This is a genomic window from Shimia aestuarii (assembly GCF_900114635.1).
GTDB lineage: Bacteria > Pseudomonadota > Alphaproteobacteria > Rhodobacterales > Rhodobacteraceae > Shimia > Shimia aestuarii.
Genome location: NZ_FOTQ01000001.1, coordinates 830,622 through 848,589, shown reverse-complemented (window position 1 = coordinate 848,589; position 17,968 = coordinate 830,622). Strand labels below are relative to the sequence as shown.

The following is a 17,968-nucleotide window of genomic DNA, read 5'->3' as shown; positions in this document are numbered from 1 at the left end:
GTGCGGCCGCTTGTCCCGACGGTTCTGGCGCGTCGTTGTCTGTCATTTGGCGGCCTAACCCTAGGGAGGGGAAGGGCGTTTCTGCAAGAGAAACTTGGACTTAGACGGCGGCGCAAAAAGGGTTGACGGCGCCGCCGGATGCGCAGAATAAGGGGAAATCCCTGTGAAATTAATGGGTAAACAATTGCAATTTTCAATGAATTGTTGAAAGTGTTGCACCTCTGGCGTGGTTATTATTTGAGCAGGTTTCGCGGATTGAGGAGGCTTGGGGCGCTGCCCCCGTCGTGTTCAAGCGCGTGGGCTCCACCCGTTCACGCCTGAAACGGTCTATTGGATCGTTTCCCTAACGGCGCTCACCGCCCGGGGTACTTCCGGAAAAAGAAAGAGCAGGGTGCGCGATTGGCGGGATCGGGGATTTCATCGCTCGGGCGGCTAGGATAGCCTGTCGCCATGAGTAGCGAACCCCGATTCATTCACCTGAGAACCCATACCGAATACTCCTTGTTGGAGGGCGCGGTGCGGGTCAAGAAATTGCCCGCGCTTTGCGAGAAGATGGGCATGCCCGCGGTGGCGATCACCGACACAAACAGCCTTTTTGCGGCGCTGGAGTTTTCGGTCACGGCCAGCGGTGCGGGCATTCAGCCGATCATTGGCTGCCAAGTGGATGTGACCATGCCCAACCCGGATCAGTCGGGGCGGGCGCAGCCGCCCGCACCGGCGCCGGTTGTTCTGTTGAGCCAGCGCGAAGAGGGCTATGAAAACCTCATGAAACTGTCCTCGTGTCTTTATGTGGACAAGGGCGGGCAGTTGCCGCAGGTCTCGATGGAGGAGCTGGAGGCGCATTCGGCGGGGCTGATCTGTTTGACCGGCGGGCCGGAGGGGCCGGTCGGGCGGATGCTGCAGCAAGGCCAGCGCGAGGCGGCCGAGGCGCTTATGGGGCGCTTCAAGACGATCTTTGGCGACCGGCTTTATGTCGAATTGCAGCGCCATCCCGGCGAAACCGGACAGCCCGAAGCGGAGCGTCTGACCGAGCGGGGCTTTGTCGAGATGGCTTACGCGATGGACATCCCGCTGGTTGCGACAAATGACGTCTATTTCCCCGAAACCGGCATGTACGAGGCGCATGATGCGCTGATCTGTATTTCGGAAGGGGCTTATGTTGACCAGCAGGAGGGGCGGCGGCGTCTGACGCCGCAGCATTACTTCAAGAGCCAGCAGGAGATGGTGACGCTGTTTGCCGACCTGCCCGAGGCGATTGAAAACACGGTCGAGATTGCCAAGCGCTGTGCCTTCATGGCCTATCGGCGTGATCCGATCCTGCCGAAGTTTGCCGACGACGAGGTGGCTGAGCTGCGCCGCATGGCCAACGCGGGATTGCAGGACCGGCTGGCGGTGATCCCGCATGCGGTGAGCGTCGAGGAATACCAGGAACGGCTGGATTTCGAGCTGGGCATCATCGAGGGGATGGGGTTTCCGGGTTACTTCCTTATCGTGGCCGACTTTATCCAGTGGGCCAAGGACAATGACATCCCGGTGGGGCCGGGGCGGGGCTCGGGGGCGGGGTCGCTGGTGGCTTATGCGCTGACCATCACCGACCTTGATCCGCTGCGCTACAGCCTTCTTTTTGAACGGTTCTTGAACCCGGAACGGGTGTCGATGCCGGACTTTGACATCGACTTCTGCATGGATCGCCGGGAAGAAGTGATCCGGTACGTGCAGGAGAAATACGGCCGTGACAAGGTGGGGCAGATCATCACCTTTGGTGCGCTTTTGTCCAAGGCGGCGGTGCGCGATATCGGACGGGTTTTGCAGATGCCTTATGGGCAGGTGGACCGGCTTTCCAAGCTGATCCCGGTCGAGGGCGTCAAGCCGATGTCGATCTCGGATGCCTTGAAGGAAGAGCCACGTTTGCGCGAGGAGGCGCGCAACGAAGAGGTCGTGGACCGCCTGTTGAAATACGGGATGCAGGTCGAGGGGCTGTTGCGCAATGCCTCGACCCACGCGGCGGGCGTGGTGATCGGGGATCGGCCACTGGATGCGCTGGTGCCGCTTTATCAGGATCCGCGTTCGGACATGCCCGCGACGCAGTTCAACATGAAATGGGTCGAGCAGGCCGGGTTGGTGAAGTTCGACTTTCTGGGTCTGAAAACGCTGACCGTGATCCAGAACGCGATTGAGCAGATCCACTCCAGCGGGCGGCCATTGCATGTCGCCGCGGATGGGACGCAGCTTTATGAACCGGCAGAGGGGGCGGAGAACCAGATCAACGCTATTCCGCTGGATGATGAGCCGACCTACAAGCTTTATGCCTCGGCCAAGACGGTGGCGGTGTTCCAAGTGGAATCGACGGGGATGATGGATGCGCTCAAGCGCATGAAACCGACCTGTATCGAGGATATCGTGGCGCTGGTGGCCTTGTATCGTCCGGGGCCGATGGAGAACATTCCGACCTATTGCGAGGTCAAGAACGGGCTGCGCGAGATTGAATCCGTGCATCCGTTGATCGACCATATTCTTGAGGAAACTCAAGGGATTATCGTTTACCAGGAACAGGTGATGCAGATTGCGCAGGTCATGGCGGGTTACAGCCTTGGCGGCGCGGACCTGTTGCGCCGGGCGATGGGTAAGAAGATCAAGGAGGCGATGGACGCCGAACGGCCCAAGTTCGAAAAGGGTGCGGGCGAAAACGGGGTTGATGCCAAGAAGGCGTCCGAGGTGTTCGACCTTCTTGAGAAGTTCGCCAACTATGGTTTCAACAAATCGCACGCGGCGGCCTATGCGGTGGTCTCGTATCAGACGGCATGGCTCAAGGCGAACCATCCGGTCGAGTTCATGGCCGGGGTGATGAACTGCGATATTCACCTGACGGACAAGCTGGCAGTTTACTTCGAAGAGGTAAAGAAACAGTTGAAGCTCCCGTACGTACCGCCCTGCGTGAACCGCTCGGACGCGACGTTCAAGGTGGTGGACGGTGCGCTGGTCTATGCGCTGGGCGCGCTCAAGAACGTGGGTGTCGAGGCGATGAAGCTGGTGGTTGAGGGGCGCAAGGTGGATGGCGTCGAAAAGCCGTTTGCCACGCTTTTCGACTTTGCCCGCCGGGTGGACCTGAAGAAGGTGGGCAAGCGGCCCTTGGAGATGCTGGCGCGGTCGGGGGCGTTTGATCAGCTTGATCCGAACCGGCGGCGGGTGTTGGAGAGTCTGGATTCGCTGGTGGGATATTCGGCGGCGATTTTTGAGCAGAAGGCCAGCAATCAGGTGTCCTTGTTCGGCGAGGCGGGGGATGATCTGCCCGAGCCGCGCCTGTCGCCCGTGGGCGATTGGCTGCCTGCCGAGAAGCTTGATGAAGAAGCCAAGGCCATCGGATTTTTCCTTTCAGGTCATCCACTTGAGGATTACATGCCCGCGCTCAAACGCAAGCAGGTGATGACGCTGGATGACCTCACCGAGAAGGCGCGGGGCGGGGCGATGATTGCCAAGCTCGCGGGCCGTGTGTCGGGGCGACAGGAGCGGAAATCGGCCAAGGGCAACCGCTTTGCCTTTGCCCAGCTGAGCGACCCGACGGGGGCTTATGAGGTCACGATTTTCAGCGATACGCTGGAGAAATGCCGCGAGTATCTGGAGACCGGGTCGAAGGTTGTGGTCACGGTTGAGGCGACGATGGAGAGCGATCAGCTCAAGCTTCTGGCGCGGTCCTTTGCGCCGGTGGATACGATCGTGGCGGATGCCGGGGCGGCGGGGTTGCGCATTTTTCTTGAGGATATGCAGGCGGTTGCGCCCGTGGCCAACGTGCTGCAGGGGGCGGCGGAGAGCCTTCGGGGGACGCCGCGCGGGCCGGTTGTGTTGTGCCTGATGGACCCGGCGCTGCCCGGTGAGGTGGAGATGGACCTCAATGCCGAGTTTCCGGTCAATCCGCAGATCAAGGGTGCGCTGAAATCGCTCGAAGGGGTGATGACGGTCGAAGAGTATTAACGCGCACAGGCGAATCGAAGGTTAACGGCCTTGTTTTGCTGGATTTGCGCGTCGGTATCACGTCGGTATTGCATCGGTAACGCGTCGGTATGGGCCGGGGCGCGGGCAAAAAACGCCGAGTGTTAAGGCGGCGGGCGCAAGGGTTTGTTAGGGATTGGCGGGCATCAGCCCGGAATCGAGGCGTGGCATTGCCAGCCCGTGCGGGCGGTCTGGCGATGGCGCGGCGGCCTGCGGCCTTGATTCCGCGCTATGGGGTTAGCGACGACGCCGCACCGGTTTCTTGCGGGTCTCGGGGGGCTTGGCGCCATCCAGGCCAAGCTGATCGCGGACAATGCGGCGGCGGACTTCTTCCACCTCACCGGGTTTCAGGTCGCCCAGCTGGAACGGGCCATAAGACACGCGGATCAGGCGGTTCACGGTGAGGCCGATCGCCTCCATCGCGCGGCGGATCTCGCGGTTCTTGCCTTCGCGCAAGCCAATCGTCGCCCATGCGTTCGCGCCCTGTTGCCGGTCGAGCGTGATGTCCATCGGCTGAAAATGCTCACGGTCCACGACGATCCCCTCGCGCAAGGGGGCAAAAGTCTCGTCGGTGGGGCGGCCATTGATGCGCACTCGGTATTTGCGCAGCCAGCCGGTCGAGGGCAGTTCCAGCTTGCGTTTGACGCCGCCATCATTGGTCAGGAGCAGCAAGCCTTCGGAATTGAGGTCGAGCCGCCCGACAGTCATGACGCGGGGCAGGGTGTCGGGCAGGTGATCAAAGATCGTGTCCCGGCCCTTTTCGTCCTTGTTGGAGGTCACGAGGCCCGCGGGCTTGTGATAGAGCCAGATGCGTTCGGGATCGGGCTCGCCCACGGGTTTACCGTCGACGGTGATCCGGTCCTTGGCGGTCACATTGAGCGCGGGGCTAGAGAGTTTCTTGCCGTTCACGGAAACCCGACCCGCTTCGATCATGCGTTCGGCCTCGCGGCGGGAGGCGACGCCCGCGCGGGCGAGGACTTTGGCGATACGGTCCCCGGCGGGGCTGTCGGATTTGGGTGTTTTCTGGATCATGCCTTTCCCTCTAGCGGGGTTTGGGGGATTGCGAAAGGGGCCAAGGCGGGGCAGTGAGGGGACATGACGTTCAAGAGCCATATGGATCAGGCGCTGGCCGAGGCGCGCGCGGCCGCCGAACGCGGCGAGGTGCCGGTGGGCGCAGTTGTCGTGTCGCCCGACGGCAAGGTTGTTGCGGCAGCGGGCAACCGGACGCGGGAATGGAACGATCCGACGGCCCATGCCGAGATTGTCGCCATGCGCGCGGCGTGCAGGGTGCTGGGCAGCGAGCGTTTGCCCGGTCATGATTTGTACGTGACGCTGGAGCCCTGTCCGATGTGCGCCAGCGCGATCAGCCAGGCGCGGATTGCGCGGGTGTATTATGGTGCAGCGGACCCCAAGTCGGGCGGCGTGGCACAGGGGCCGCGCGTGTTTGCCCATCCCCAGAGCCATCACGTGCCCGAGGTCTATGACGGGATTGGCGCGGTTGAGGCCGAAGAGTTGCTGAAGGCGTTTTTCGCGGCGCGGCGCCCGGGCTAGGGCCGCGCCGGTGGTGTTCAGGCCGGAACGACAAATATCTCGCGTGGGACATTGGCGAGCGGCTGACCACCTTCGGGGGTGATGACGAAGCTTTCGGTGATCGCGACACCCCAATCCGGGGTCCAGAGGCCGGGCATCAGGTGGAAGGTCATGTTTTCTTCGAGTGGCGTCGTATCGCCGGGCCGCAGGCTGATGGTGCGTTCGCCCCAGTCGGGCGGGTAGCTGAGGCCGATCGGATAGCCGGTGCGGTTGCCTTTGACATAGCCCGCGCGCGCAAAGCTTTCGTAAACGCAGGCCGCGACCTCTTCGCTGGTCACGCCGGGTTTGGCCGCGGCGAAGGTATCGGTGATGGCGGACAGAACGGCGTCTTCGGCGCGGCGGATATCGGCGGGAGGTTCGCCAAGATAGAGCGTGCGGCTGATCGGGCAGTGGTAGCGGTGATAGCAGCCCGAAATTTCGAAATAGGTGGCTTCGCCCGGTGTCAGGGGGCGGTCATTCCACGTGATATGCGAGGCCGAAGCTTCGGTGCCCGAGGGGGCAATCGGGGCAATGGCCGCATAGTCCCCGGCGATGCCGGGCAGGCCCGCGACTCCGGCGGCCTGAACCTCGGCCACAAGTTCATGTTTGGGCCGGCCTGCACGAAAGCCCGCGCGCAGGGTGGCGTGCATATGTTCGCTGAGTTGCCCGGCCTTGCGCATCATGGCCAGCTCGGCCGGGCTTTTGACGGTGCGCTGCCAGTTCACGAGGCTGGTGGCGTCGGTGATCTGGTCTTGTCCAAAGGCGTCGAGCAGCGCCGCGTGTGACTTGGCCGAATAGTAGTAATTGTCCATCTCGACCCCGAGGGCGCGGGTCCAGCCGCGGTCGCGCAGGTGGGCCACCAGCGCCTCGTAGGGGTGGTGGTCGGGGTGCTGGACGTGTTCCTCGGGCCAGTCGAGCAGGTGATCGGCCTCCATCCACGTGGTCTGGGCCGCGCCGGGGCGGTCCTGAGTGCGGCCCCACCAGAGGGGGTCGCCCGATTTGTGCAGGACGACGGCCTGGGGGACATAGAAGCTCCAGCCGTCATACCCGGTCAGCCACGCCATGTTCGAAGGATCGGCCACGATCAGTGTGTCGATGCCCCGGGTGGCCATGGCGGTGCGGGTCTTGGCAAGGCGGTCGGCGTATTCTTTGGGCGTGAAATCGCTGGCGGGCATCAGGTGTCCTTTTCTCTGGGACGCAGTTGATAGGTGAGGTGATCGCCGTCCAGCCCCTTGAGCGGGTGCGTGGACGGGTCCGTGAAACGGTAATCCGCGCCGGTTCCCGCAATCAAGCGTGTTGCGTCGGAGAGGCGGATTTCGCCGGGGCGAGCAAGATCGGCGATGCGCGCGGCCTTGTTGACCACGGTGCCGAAGAAGTCGTTCCTCGAGCGGATCACCTCGCCGGTGTGGATGCCGATGCGCACGGCGATCTGCGGCTCGGTTTCATGGGCCGCGACGCGGGCCTGAAGGGCCAGCGCGGCGTTGAGCGCGCCGCGCGCGGATGGGAAGGCGGACATGGTGCCATCGCCCAGAGACTTGACCAGTTCGCCGTTCTGCGCGGCGATCACGGCGGTGACGTCCTGCATGTGGCGGGCGAGCGCCTGCATCCAGACCCGATCCCCGACCAGCGCCGCAAGAGAGGTCGAGTCGGCAATGTCGGTGAACATGATCGAGGCCAGACCCTCGTCACCAAAGTCGAACTCTTCGGCCTGTGCCGCGTCAAGCAGGGATTGGATGGCCGAGTGTTCGAGCCCCAGTTTTTCGAGGTTCGAGGTGGCCTCGGAAATGTGGTGCTGGATCATTTTCCAGCCGCCCTGTTCCAGCACGAAGACAAAGGTGGCCCGGTGCGTGCCGGTGGCGCCCGTGGTCGCGAAGTGGAACCGGCTTTTATAAAAGGCCCAGCCGGTGTCGCCGTTTTCAAAGGCGGTGATCTCGACCTCGGTTTCGGTGAAGTCGGGCACCTCGGCGAGATGGGCGGCGATGCCGTCGCGCACGATGGCCCCGTGCCACGCCTCGCCCTCGGCCGTGCCGACATAGAGCAGCGCGTCATTCTGGCTGAGGTAATGGGGCAGGTCGGTGACGTCATGGTTGCGGATCGCGCTGGTAAAGCGGCGCACGATGGCCTCGATCTCGGGGGAGGGGCGGATCATGCGGACCACTCCAAGGCATGTGTGACATGGTCGCCGTCGAACCCTTTGAGCCGTGCGCTGCGCGGAGCGGAAAAGGCAAAGCCGCTGGCCCCACCCACCATGGCACGGGTGATGTCAGAGACCCGGATTTCGCCCGATCCGGCGGTGGCGGTGATGCGGGCAGCCTTGTTCACGACATTGCCAAAGAAATCGTCATCCGATTGCACGACGTCACCTGTATGGATGCCGATGCGCAATTGAAGGTAGGGTTCGCTGGCTTGCTCGGTCATGGCACGTTGGATGTCGACGGCGGCGGCAAGGGCCGCCTTGGCCGAGGAAAAGCTCGACAGGGTACCGTCGCCCAAGGATTTGACGAACTGTCCGTCATGGGTTTCGATAATGCCACGCAGGTGGTTGAAATGCTCGGCGACGCGCGCGGACCAGACCCTGTCGCCAAGCGCGTTGGCCAAGGTCGAACTGTCGACGACGTCGGTGAACATGACCGAAGCCAGGCCTTCGCGCTGGCCAAGGGCAAAGCCCTGTTGGGCCGCTTCGGTCAGGGCCTGTATCGCCTTGTGTTCATTGCCGGTAATGAGCGCGTTTGAGACCGGCACCGAGGCGTGGCGCTGAATGATCTTCCAGCTGCCATCCTCGAGCGTGAAAACGAGCGTGGTGCGGAAGGTGACAGGTTGATCGGGGCGGTTTTCGAACCAGAAGCGGTGCGCAAAGAAGGACCAACCCGCGCCGTTGCTTTCAAAGGCCTCGGCGGCAAGCTCTTCCTTGCGGATCAGCTCGGGCACTTCGTGAAAATGATCGCCGATGGCCTGTCGCACGGCGGTGCCAAGCCAATGCTCATCCTCGGCAGAGCCGACAAAGCGCAGATGTGCCCCGCTGGACAAAAAGTTCTGCAATTCGCTGGGATGGCGGGTGACAATCGCGTCATACCAGCGCCGCGACACGGCCAGTAGTTCGGGGGAGGGGCGGATCATGTGGACCACTCCAGCCGATAGACAAGGTGCTCTCCCTCAAACCCCTTGAGCGCAACCGAGGCAGGCGCGTCGAAGGCGAGCCCGGACCTATCCCCGACCATGGTGCGGGTCGCGTCCGAGACCCGGATTTCGCGCGCTCCGGCAGAGGCCGCAATGCGGGCGGCCTTGTTGACGACCGACCCGAAGAAATCGGCCTCGGTCTGTACAACGGGGCCCGAATGGATGCCGACCCGAAGCGTGATCGACGGTCCGTCAGACTGTTCCACGGCTGTCTGGATCGCGCGCGCGGCCTGCAGGGCGGCGGTGGGTGCGGCGAAACTGGACATGGTGCCGTCGCCGAGCGATTTCACGAATTGCCCGCCGCCCTGTTCGATGATCCTGCGCAGCGTGTCGAAGTGTCGGGCAATTTCTGCGGACCAGAGCCTGTCGCCCATCACAGAAGCAATGCGCGCGGAGTTCACGATGTCGGTGAACATCACCGTGGCAAAGCCTTCGCGTTGATCCAGCGCAAACCCCTCTTGCGCGGCGGCCACGAGATCGGCAATCGCGGACTGGTCAGCGCCGGTGAAATCTGCGTTGGGGTAGGGCACCGAACCATGCCGATGGATTATTCTCCATGTTCCATGCTCCAAGGTGAACACCAACGTATTGCGAACGAAAAACACCTCGCTTGGATCATTCAGAAAACTGACTTCGTGGGTAAAGATGGCCCAGCCGACGGTGCCGCATTCATAGGCCGCCCCAAAGATTTCGTCCTGGCGCGCAAAATCCGGAACCGCCCCGAAGAAATCGGCCACCCCGTCGCGCACGGCGCGGCCCGTCCAAAGTTCGTCTTCATCCGTGCCGACAAAGGTGAGATGGGGGCTTTCGGACATGAGGTTGCCAATTTCGCGGGCCCGGCGGTTCGGGACGGCGTCAAACCAGCGGCGCGCCACCGCGAGCAATTCCGGCGAAGGGCGAACGTCGCTCATGCCTGCCAGTCCAGTTGATAAAGCGTATGGTCTCCCTCCAACCCCTTGAGCGCCACCGAGGTGGAGGGGCCAAAGGAGAACTCCGACGCGCCGCCCACCATGATGCGGGTGGCATCCGAGAGGAGAATACTGCCCGGTGCGGCCAGAGCGGCGATGCGGGCGGCCTTGTTCACAACGGTGCCGAACATGTCGCCATCGCGTTCGACAAGGTCCCCGGTGTGCAACCCGATGCGGATTTGCAGCTTGGGTTCGCTGGTCGCCGCATTCATGGCCTGTTGCAGACCCGAGGCCGCGAGCAGGCCCGCGCGGGACGAGGGAAAAGAGGCCATGGTACCGTCCCCCAGCGTCTTGATCAGGGTGCCGCCATGGTCTGTGATCACGTTGCTCACCTGATCCACATGGGCGTTCACGGCGGCCGTCCAGCGCGCGTCACCGATGGTTTGGGCGATCGTGGTGCTGTCGGCAATATCGGTGAACATGATCGTGGCAATCCCCGTTTGCGCAAGGGTGGCAGGGGCGGAGAGGGCCGCGTCAACAAGGTCTTCAAAGCCCTCGGCCTCGTAGCCAAGCGCCTGCATGTTCGCCACCGGGTTCGAGTTCATCACCAGCACAATGCGCCAGACGCCTTTTTCCAGTGCCAGCACAAAGACCGAGCGGAACTTGACCGATTTGCCGGTGTCGCGGGCAAAGGTGTCTCCGTGCCACTCGACCCAGCCAATGTCGCCACAGGAAAAGCCGCGGAATTCCGTGCTGGACCAGTCAAAGCGCGGGATTTCATCCATGTAATGCGGCAGGGTGCGTTTGAGCGCCGCCCCGCGCCAGATTTCATTGTCTGCCGAGCCAACATAAGAGAGCGCCGGATCATTCGACAAAAGGTTGACCACCGTCTCCTTGTCGCCCCGCGCATAAGCGCGCAGCCACCTTTCCACGATGGGGCCAAGCTCGGCCGACGGGGTGATCCCGGCGCACATTGTCCCTTAGACCTCGATGGCCTGCATCACCTCGGGTTCGATCACGTCGACTCCGGGCAGGCCCGCCTTGAGCGCCTCGGCGTCCTGTTCAAGGATCGGGAAGGTCTTGTAATGGCAGGGGATCACCGTCTTGAAGTTGAAATAGCGTTTGGCCGCATAGGCCGTGCCCTTCATGTCCATGGTGAAATGCCCGCCCGCCGACAGGATGCCGATCTCGGGTTTGTAATAATCCCCCATCCAGTCCATGTCGGCCATGATGTCGGTATCGCCCGAGATATAGACCGTCTTGCCTTCGGCCATGAGCATATAGCCCACCTCGGACCCGGCAGCCTTGGGGCCGTCGTCGGTGGCAAAGGTCGAACTGTGCGAGGCCGGCACCATCGCAAGCTGCACCCCGCCAAGGTCGACCGTGCCGCCCTTGTTGAAGCCGACCGTGTCGAGGTGTTCATGCTCGTTCCAATAGGACATCAGGTCATACTGGCCGACGATCGGCACGCCCAGTTTGCGCGCCAGCGGCAGCATGTCGGCCACGTGGTCGAAATGCGCATGGGTCAGGATCAGGTGGGTGGCGCCGGCGACGGCGGCGTCGTGGCTCTCTTCGGGCAGGACCGGGTTGCCGGTGAGCCATGGGTCGATCAGCAGCACCTTGTCACCGGTTTCGATGCGAAAGGATCCGTGGCCAAGCCAGATGATTTGCATGAAGACTCTCCCTATGTCTGAAATGGATTGAATTCAGACTAGCACGGGTTTGCGGCGAGGGAAGAGAACAGATGGACTGGACGCGCGCGGTGGACGGATATTGCGAACGGGCGGACCCGGGCTATTGGGCCGAGCCGGTCAACGCAGTCACCAATGCCGCGTTCCTGATCGCGGCGCTGATCATGTGGCGCCGGGTGCAGGGTGCGGGGATGGGCGCGGCGCGGTTGCTTTGTGGCGTGCTGGCAGTGATCGGGATCGGCAGCTACCTGTTTCACACCCATGCACAGGTCTGGGCCGGTGTGGCGGATGTGCTGCCGATCGCGGTCTATGTGCTGATCTACATTACGCTGGCGAATCGCGCCTATTGGGGCATGCGCTGGCCGCTGGCTCTGGGGACAACGGCGCTTTTCTTTCCCTACGCCGCGCTCACCGTCCCGCTGTTCCGGCAATTGCCCTTCCTTGACGTCTCTGCCGGATACTGGCCGATCCCGCTCCTGATCGCGGCCTATGCCTTGCTTCTGCGCCACCGCCTGCCGGACGTGGCGCGCGGGCTGGCCATTGGGTCCTCGCTCCTCGCGCTGTCACTGACCTTCCGCAGCCTTGATGATACCCTTTGCGGCGCGATCCCGATTGGCACCCACTTCCTGTGGCATATCCTCAATGCCGTGATGCTGGGCTGGATGATCGAGGTCTACCGTCGCCACGTGATCCGGGTTCGCTGATCACGCCCTTCATTTTGCCAAAAATACTCAGGAACAGGCTCAGCTTGCTGAGCCGGGCCCAACGCCTCAACGGGCATCTTTGATGCACTTTGAGGGGGCGGGAGCGCCTTGGCCCAAGGAAAGCTGGCCAACCGCTTGCACCGCGCGGGGCAGGGCGGTAAAGGCTGACTCGCACGTTTCAACCGGAGAGACCTCGCTCATGTCGATTGACAAGGACACCGCCGCGCGCGTTGCCAAGCTGGCGCGCATCAAGGTCGAAGAAGACGCCCTGCCCGCGCTGGCGCAGGAGTTCAACACCATCCTGGGCTTTATCGAACAGCTCAACGAGGTGGATGTCGAGGGCGTCGAGCCGATGACCTCGGTCACGCCGATGCGGTTGAAGCGGCGCGAAGACGTGGTCACGGATGGCAATCAGCAGGACAAGATCCTGTCCAACGCCCCGGACGCACGTGAAGGCTTTTTTGCAGTTCCGAAGGTGGTTGAGTGATGAGCGATCTGAACAAGCTGGGGCTGGCTGAAGCCCGTGACAAACTGCGCGCCAAGGAAGTGACCTCGGTCGAGCTGACGCAAGCCTGTCTGGACGCCATCGAAGGCGCCGGTGCTCTGAACGCTTTTGTGCACAACACACCTGATCTCGCGCTGGAACAGGCCAAGGCGGCCGATGCGCGCATTGCCCAGGGCGACGCGCCCAACATGTGCGGCCTGCCGCTGGGCATCAAGGACCTGTTCTGCACCAAGGGCGTACCGTCGCAGGCCGCTTCGGGCATTCTTGAAGGCTTTGTGCCCGAATACGAATCCACCATCACCCAGAACCTGTTTGACGCAGGCGCGGTGATGCTGGGCAAGCTCAACATGGACGAATTCGCGATGGGGTCGTCCAACGAAACTTCGGTTTATGGCAATGCGGTCAGCCCGTGGCGCCGGGGCAATGAAGACACGCCGCTGACGCCGGGCGGCTCCTCGGGCGGTTCGGCCAGCGCGGTTGCAGCAGACCTCTGCCTTGCCGCCACCGGCACCGACACGGGCGGCTCGATCCGTCAGCCTGCTGCCTTTACCGGCATCACCGGCATCAAGCCGACCTATGGGCGTTGTTCGCGCTGGGGTGTGGTGGCCTTTGCCTCCTCGCTCGATCAGGCCGGGCCGATGACCAAGAACGTGCGCGACGCGGCGATCATGCTGGAAACCATGTGCTCGCATGACCCCAAAGATTCCACGAGCGCCGATATTCCGGTGCCGAATTTCGAGGCCATGCTCACCGGCGACATTCGCGGCAAGAAAATCGGTATCCCGAAAGAATACCACATGGACGGCATGCCCGCCGAGATCGACGCACTCTGGGCCGAGGGGCGTGACATGCTCAAGGCGGCCGGGGCCGAGATCGTCGACATCTCGCTGCCGCACACGAAATACGCGCTGCCTGCCTATTACGTGATTGCGCCGGCCGAGGCGTCGTCGAACCTCGCGCGCTATGACGGCGTGCGCTATGGCCACCGCGCAACGCTGGCGGCGGGCGATGGCATCACCGAGATGTACGAGAAAACCCGCGCCGAAGGCTTTGGCCATGAGGTGCAGCGCCGCGTGATGGTCGGCACCTATGTGCTCTCGGCGGGCTTTTACGACGCCTATTACAACCGCGCCCGCAAGGTGCGCGCGCTGATCAAGAAAGACTTTGACGACGTGTTCGCCGCCGGGATCGACGCGATCCTGACTCCGGCGACGCCGTCGGCGGCCTTTGGTCTGGGCGAGATGACCGACGAAGATCCGGTCAAGATGTATCTCAACGACGTCTTCACCGTGACGGTCAACCTTGCCGGGCTGCCGGGGATTGCCGTGCCGACCGGGCTTGATGCACAGGGTCTTCCGCTGGGTCTGCAACTGATCGGGCGTCCATGGGAAGAGGGCGATTTGTTGAATACTGCCTACGCGCTGGAGCAGGCGGCCGGATTTGTGGCCAAGCCTGCGAAATGGTGGTAAAACCCCTGCCAAGCAATAAAAAGCAAGGCAGATAGGGCAGAAAATGAAGCGGATCCTCCTCATCGGATGTGCGCTGACGGGATTGGCGGCATGCCAGCCGCAGATTCCCGACAGCGCGGCAGGCGTTGGTTTTGACAACGCGGTGAACTCGCCGCAGGCGCGGGCCCGCCGCGAGTCGCAGCTCTCCGGTCCGGCCGTGCCGCCGCCACAGGCCGTGAGCCAGGAAACCATTCCCGAAGCGCCACGTGTTGCTGCCGCCCCGGTGGCGCCAGCCGCAGCGCCCATGGCCACAACGGCCACGGCCCGCGCGCCTGCACCAACTCCGACCCCGACCCCGGTGCCGACCGCCACCGCGGCGAGCGCGGCGCCGCTGTCGGCGACGCGCACCACCAGCTCGGAAGCCAGCGACATCGCGCGCGAGACCGAGGCCGCGCTTGCGGCCGCCAGTGCCAATTCCGGCGAACGCCCGCTCGAGGCCAGCCCGTCGAACCCGGCCCCGGCGGTGATCTCGAACCCGGGCATCTCCAACGAGAACGATTTTGCCGCCGTGGGACAGCGCCGCTCGATCGAGGCCGATGCCGCCCTGCGCCAGCAGAACAAGGCCAATTACACGGTGATTGCCCCCACCGCCGTGCCGGAACGCACCGGTAATACCGGCCCGAATATCGTGGCCTATGCGCTTTCGACCACCAACCCCAAGGGCACGCGCGCCTATCAGCGGATCGGCTTTAGCTCGGCGTCACGCTATGAAAAGAACTGTGCCAAATACGCCCGCGACGACCTGGCCCAAAGCGCGTTCCTGTCCAAGGGCGGCCCCAAGGTCGACCGGCTGGGTCTGGACCCGGACGGAGATGGCTATGCCTGTGACTGGGATCCGGCCCCCTTCCGCAAGGCGGCGCGGAACTGACCCCGTGACGGGGATCATCGCGCATCCTTCCCCCAATTGCGGGCCGCGCCGCGACGGGCTGCGGCCCGAATTCGTGGTGCTGCACTACACGGCGATGAACAGCGCCGAGGCGGCGTTGGACCGGCTGTGTGATCCGGGGCCCGAGGTCTCGGCCCATTACCTGATCTGCGAGAAGGGCCGCGTCTTCCAACTGGTGCCCGAAGACATGCGCGCCTGGCACGCGGGCGCAGGCCGCTGGCAGGGCAAGGACGATATCAACTCCCGCTCGATCGGCATCGAACTGGCCAATCGCGGCACCCATCCGTTTTCCGAGCCACAAATGGCGGCGTTGGAAACCCTGCTCCCCGGCATCATGAAACGCTGGGAGATCCCGCCTCCGGGGGTGATCGGCCATTCCGACATGGCGCCGGGGCGCAAATTCGACCCCGGACCCCGGTTTGACTGGCAGCGCCTCGCGCGTCAGGGGCTGTCGGTCTGGCCAAAAACGGCACATGGCACCGCGCAGGCGCTGGATTGGGCGGCGCTGGCCACCGCCTTCGGCTATCCGATGGACGACGCCGCGGCCACGCTGGCCGCATTCCGCGCCCGGTTCCGCCCCTGGGGGAGCGGCCCTGTTGCCGAGGCGGATGCGCGCGTCCTTGAAGGGCTTCTTTCCACGTCCTGATCTTCATTTTGCCAAAAATACTCAAATCCGGGGCTGCCACGCGCGCAAATGTTGACGGGCCGCGCTCCACCGCCTACATGCAACCCCGCGCAGAGGGCCGGATGGCCGCGGGGGCTTTGGCCCGCGAGGAAAGTCCGGACTCCACAAGGCAACGGTGCCGGGTAACGCCCGGCCGGAGCGATCCGAGGGAAAGCGCCACAGAAAACAGACCGCCTTTCATGTCCCTCGCGGGACATGATGGGTAAGGGTGAAACGGTGGGGTAAGAGCCCACCGCGCTTCTGGCAACAGCGGCGGCACGGCAAGCCCCACCGGGAGCAATGCCAAATAGGGACCGCGCGTGAGCGATCACAGGGGCGCCTTGCCCCGAGCAGGTCCGGGTTGGCAGCTAGAGGGCATCCGGTAACGGGTGCCCAAGATGAATGGTCATCGGCGGCGGGGCGACCCGCCGTGACAGAATCCGGCTTACAGGCCCTCTGCGCGTATTCTTGGCAATCGGCTGCCGACCGGATCACTCACTGAGATTGGCGTCGAGAAAGTGGATGATCCGTGCGCTGAGCGGCATGCGCGAACCGTCATCGCCCAAGGAAACCGCGTTATGCGGGTAAAAATGCGCGAATCCCGGGATCCAGTTCAGCGAATAGTCGATTCCGGCCGCTTTCATCAGGGAGACGATTCCCGGCAATTGGCCCAGTTGCAGGTGCTCGTCGAACTGGGAATAGGCAAGCAGAGTGGGGGGCAGGTCATCAAACCCGGCAACCGCGTCGTGATCATAAAGGATATCCGGACCCGAAAGCGGAAAGATCGCCGCCAGTGGAGCACGCATCCCCAATGCGACGTTCAGCGTGATCCCGGCCCCAGCGGAATGCCCGCCCATGGCAATCCTGTCCGGGTCGATGTTGAAACGCGCGGCGTTCTTGATCACGAAGGACACGGCCTGGTTCACGTCTTCGGCCCCCGCCAGCGCCGCGTTCCACAGAAAGAGCCGGTTTTCTGGCGTATTCTCCAATCCGGGAAGTCCCGACGAGACTCTTGCGCGCACGGTGCCCTCGAATGCCTGATCCGTTATGAAGGCGCTCACATCCTCGACAAGGTGATTTTCGCCCGGTTTTTGCGCCACTACCGGGTTCTCCTGAGCGAGACGGTACTCCACGACAAAGACGACATAGCCAAGGGGGGCGAGCAGATGTGCGTAGTCTTCTGGACGAGAATGAACAGCCGCTTCTAGTTGGAATGGCGCAAGGCGGCGACCACCCCGATGATATGCACCACCATGCACATATATGACGGCAGGCCGTCTTGTCTCCGGCGCAAAGGTCCCCCGCGTGTAGTCGCTGTTTTCGGCCACCGGTGTGTAGGCATCCATGAAAAGCGGGCGTTCCTTGATGTCGCCATCCATAGAGACCAGCCCTGTGCCGTAGGGAATATCCAATTCGACCTTGTATCCAAAAGCGCCATCTGCGGCGGCGAAGCTGGGAAAAAGACCGATCGTGACAAGAGCCAGAAGGGCCACAATAGTTTTTCGGGGCATTGGAGCAGTCTCCGCAGGAAACGTGGTGCACATAGTGCTCTGGTCAAAACAGTTTTGCAATGTCGTCCACCTTGCCGTTACGGCGGGGGCAGACAGGTACGGCGCGCCCGGCTAGTCTCGGCCCGAACAGGAGAGGGTGCGCGCATGACCATTGTTGAAGAAATCGCCTTGCGCCAATCGGTGCGCTTCGGGCTGATCCTGATCGGGCTGCTTGCCACCGTCGCCTATGCGCTGTTCTTCTGTCATCGTGGTCCCAGCCGCGCCAAGACGCTGATCAAGGCGATCCCCATGCCCGCCTTTGCCGCCGCGGCGGCGGTGAGTTTTGGCAACCCGGTGATCGTGGGGGCACTCTTGCTGTCTGCGGTCGGGGATATCGCGCTCAGCCGGGACGGAGAGCGGTCCTTCCTGATTGGTCTGATCGCCTTTGCGCTGGCCCATGTGGCCTATATCCTGCATTTCTGGGGGCTGTCGGCGGGGCTTTCGGATGCATGGCTGCCGATTGCGCTGATCCTGCTGTTTGCCGCCTCGACCGAATTCTGGCTGGCGCCCTATACCGGCGACATGAAAGTCCCTGTGCGGGTTTACGTCGTGCTGATTTCGCTGATGGGGATCACGGCGTTGGGCCTGCCGGGCCTGCCGCTGGCGGTGATCGGCGCCTTTGCCTTTCTCGCCTCGGACACGATCCTGTCGATCCAGCTTTTCCGCATGTCCGACAGCTCTCCATGGCAGCGCCCGGCCTCGATCGCGCTCTGGCTGCTCTATGCGCTGGGACAATTCGCCATCCTTGCCGGGGCGGGCTGGTCAACGCCGCTCTTCCAAATCGCATGATTTGGGACTAGGTGAAGGGGACGATTTTCG

General features: G+C 63.1%; 15 protein-coding genes, 1 other RNA gene and 1 pseudogene. 9 read left to right on the top strand and 8 right to left on the bottom strand.

Features of this window, described 5'->3' with window-relative positions; all coding sequences use genetic code 11:
- Nucleotides 1-450 precede the first annotated feature (450 nt).
- A complete protein-coding gene (dnaE, locus tag BMZ35_RS04305; protein WP_093091202.1) occupies nt 451-3,969 on the top strand; it encodes a DNA polymerase III subunit alpha in 3,519 nt (1,172 codons plus the stop codon).
- Between the two features lie 255 nt (nt 3,970-4,224).
- Here the strand turns inward: dnaE and BMZ35_RS04300 are convergent.
- Nucleotides 4,225-5,004: pseudogene (locus tag BMZ35_RS04300) on the bottom strand (pseudouridine synthase); the annotation flags it as partial.
- 78 nt (nt 5,005-5,082) lie between these two features.
- Here BMZ35_RS04300 and BMZ35_RS04295 point away from each other — a divergent pair.
- Nucleotides 5,083-5,538, top strand: coding sequence for a nucleoside deaminase (locus tag BMZ35_RS04295; protein WP_093091198.1), 456 nt, complete (start codon nt 5,083-5,085; stop codon nt 5,536-5,538).
- Nucleotides 5,539-5,555: 17 nt separating this feature from the next.
- Here the strand turns inward: BMZ35_RS04295 and BMZ35_RS04290 are convergent, their stop codons facing one another.
- The 6 genes from BMZ35_RS04290 to BMZ35_RS04265 are packed head-to-tail and all read right to left on the bottom strand — an operon-like array spanning nt 5,556 to nt 11,314.
- Nucleotides 5,556-6,731, bottom strand: coding sequence for a M24 family metallopeptidase (locus BMZ35_RS04290; RefSeq protein WP_093091196.1), 1,176 nt, complete (start codon nt 6,729-6,731; stop codon nt 5,556-5,558).
- The gene (locus tag BMZ35_RS04285; RefSeq protein WP_131814324.1) at nt 6,731-7,705 is read right to left on the bottom strand and encodes a nuclear transport factor 2 family protein; all 975 of its coding nucleotides are present in this window, start codon (nt 7,703-7,705) and stop codon (nt 6,731-6,733) included. The genes BMZ35_RS04290 and BMZ35_RS04285 overlap by 1 nt, the downstream gene beginning before the upstream one ends.
- The gene (locus BMZ35_RS04280) at nt 7,702-8,673 is read right to left on the bottom strand and encodes an adenylate/guanylate cyclase domain-containing protein (protein ID WP_093091192.1); all 972 of its coding nucleotides are present in this window, start codon (nt 8,671-8,673) and stop codon (nt 7,702-7,704) included. Before BMZ35_RS04280 ends, BMZ35_RS04285 begins: the two co-directional genes overlap by 4 nt.
- A complete protein-coding gene (locus tag BMZ35_RS04275) occupies nt 8,670-9,644 on the bottom strand; it encodes an adenylate/guanylate cyclase domain-containing protein (RefSeq protein WP_093091190.1) in 975 nt (324 codons plus the stop codon). Before BMZ35_RS04275 ends, BMZ35_RS04280 begins: the two co-directional genes overlap by 4 nt.
- Nucleotides 9,641-10,615: an adenylate/guanylate cyclase domain-containing protein gene (locus BMZ35_RS04270; protein ID WP_093091188.1), complete on the bottom strand. Its 975-nt coding sequence runs from the start codon at nt 10,613-10,615 to the stop codon at nt 9,641-9,643. Before BMZ35_RS04270 ends, BMZ35_RS04275 begins: the two co-directional genes overlap by 4 nt.
- A 6-nt stretch (nt 10,616-10,621) precedes the next feature.
- Nucleotides 10,622-11,314 carry a metal-dependent hydrolase gene (locus tag BMZ35_RS04265; RefSeq protein WP_093091186.1) on the bottom strand — a complete coding sequence of 231 codons (693 nt, stop codon included), beginning with the start codon at nt 11,312-11,314 and terminating at the stop codon, nt 10,622-10,624.
- 71 nt (nt 11,315-11,385) lie between these two features.
- On the opposite strand from BMZ35_RS04265, the gene BMZ35_RS04260 reads away from it, so the two are divergent.
- The 6 genes from BMZ35_RS04260 to rnpB all read left to right on the top strand — a co-directional run bounded on the left by BMZ35_RS04260 (nt 11,386) and on the right by rnpB (nt 16,063).
- Nucleotides 11,386-12,036, top strand: a complete 651-nt coding sequence (locus BMZ35_RS04260) for a ceramidase domain-containing protein (protein WP_093091184.1) — start codon at nt 11,386-11,388, stop codon at nt 12,034-12,036.
- A gap of 199 nt (nt 12,037-12,235) precedes the next feature.
- The gene (gatC, locus tag BMZ35_RS04255) at nt 12,236-12,523 is read left to right on the top strand and encodes an Asp-tRNA(Asn)/Glu-tRNA(Gln) amidotransferase subunit GatC (RefSeq protein WP_093091182.1); all 288 of its coding nucleotides are present in this window, start codon (nt 12,236-12,238) and stop codon (nt 12,521-12,523) included.
- The gene (gene gatA, locus BMZ35_RS04250) at nt 12,523-14,010 is read left to right on the top strand and encodes an Asp-tRNA(Asn)/Glu-tRNA(Gln) amidotransferase subunit GatA (RefSeq protein ID WP_093091180.1); all 1,488 of its coding nucleotides are present in this window, start codon (nt 12,523-12,525) and stop codon (nt 14,008-14,010) included. The genes gatC and gatA overlap by 1 nt, the downstream gene beginning before the upstream one ends.
- A 43-nt stretch (nt 14,011-14,053) precedes the next feature.
- Nucleotides 14,054-14,917, top strand: a complete 864-nt coding sequence (locus tag BMZ35_RS04245) for a hypothetical protein (RefSeq protein WP_093091178.1) — start codon at nt 14,054-14,056, stop codon at nt 14,915-14,917.
- A gap of 4 nt (nt 14,918-14,921) precedes the next feature.
- On the top strand, nt 14,922-15,581 hold the full coding sequence (locus tag BMZ35_RS04240) for an N-acetylmuramoyl-L-alanine amidase (RefSeq protein ID WP_242654689.1): 660 nt from the start codon (nt 14,922-14,924) through the stop codon (nt 15,579-15,581).
- Nucleotides 15,582-15,670: 89 nt separating this feature from the next.
- Nucleotides 15,671-16,063: RNase P RNA component class A (gene rnpB, locus BMZ35_RS04235), an RNA gene on the top strand.
- 27 nt (nt 16,064-16,090) lie between these two features.
- On the opposite strand, the gene BMZ35_RS04230 is transcribed toward rnpB, so the two are convergent.
- Nucleotides 16,091-17,110 (bottom strand): alpha/beta hydrolase, encoded by a 1,020-nt coding sequence (locus tag BMZ35_RS04230; RefSeq protein WP_165609999.1) that lies wholly within the window; start codon nt 17,108-17,110, stop codon nt 16,091-16,093.
- Nucleotides 17,111-17,254: 144 nt separating this feature from the next.
- Here BMZ35_RS04230 and BMZ35_RS20855 point away from each other — a divergent pair, with 144 nt between their 5' ends.
- The gene (locus tag BMZ35_RS20855) at nt 17,255-17,938 is read left to right on the top strand and encodes a lysoplasmalogenase (protein WP_165609998.1); all 684 of its coding nucleotides are present in this window, start codon (nt 17,255-17,257) and stop codon (nt 17,936-17,938) included.
- Nucleotides 17,939-17,968 lie beyond the last annotated feature (30 nt).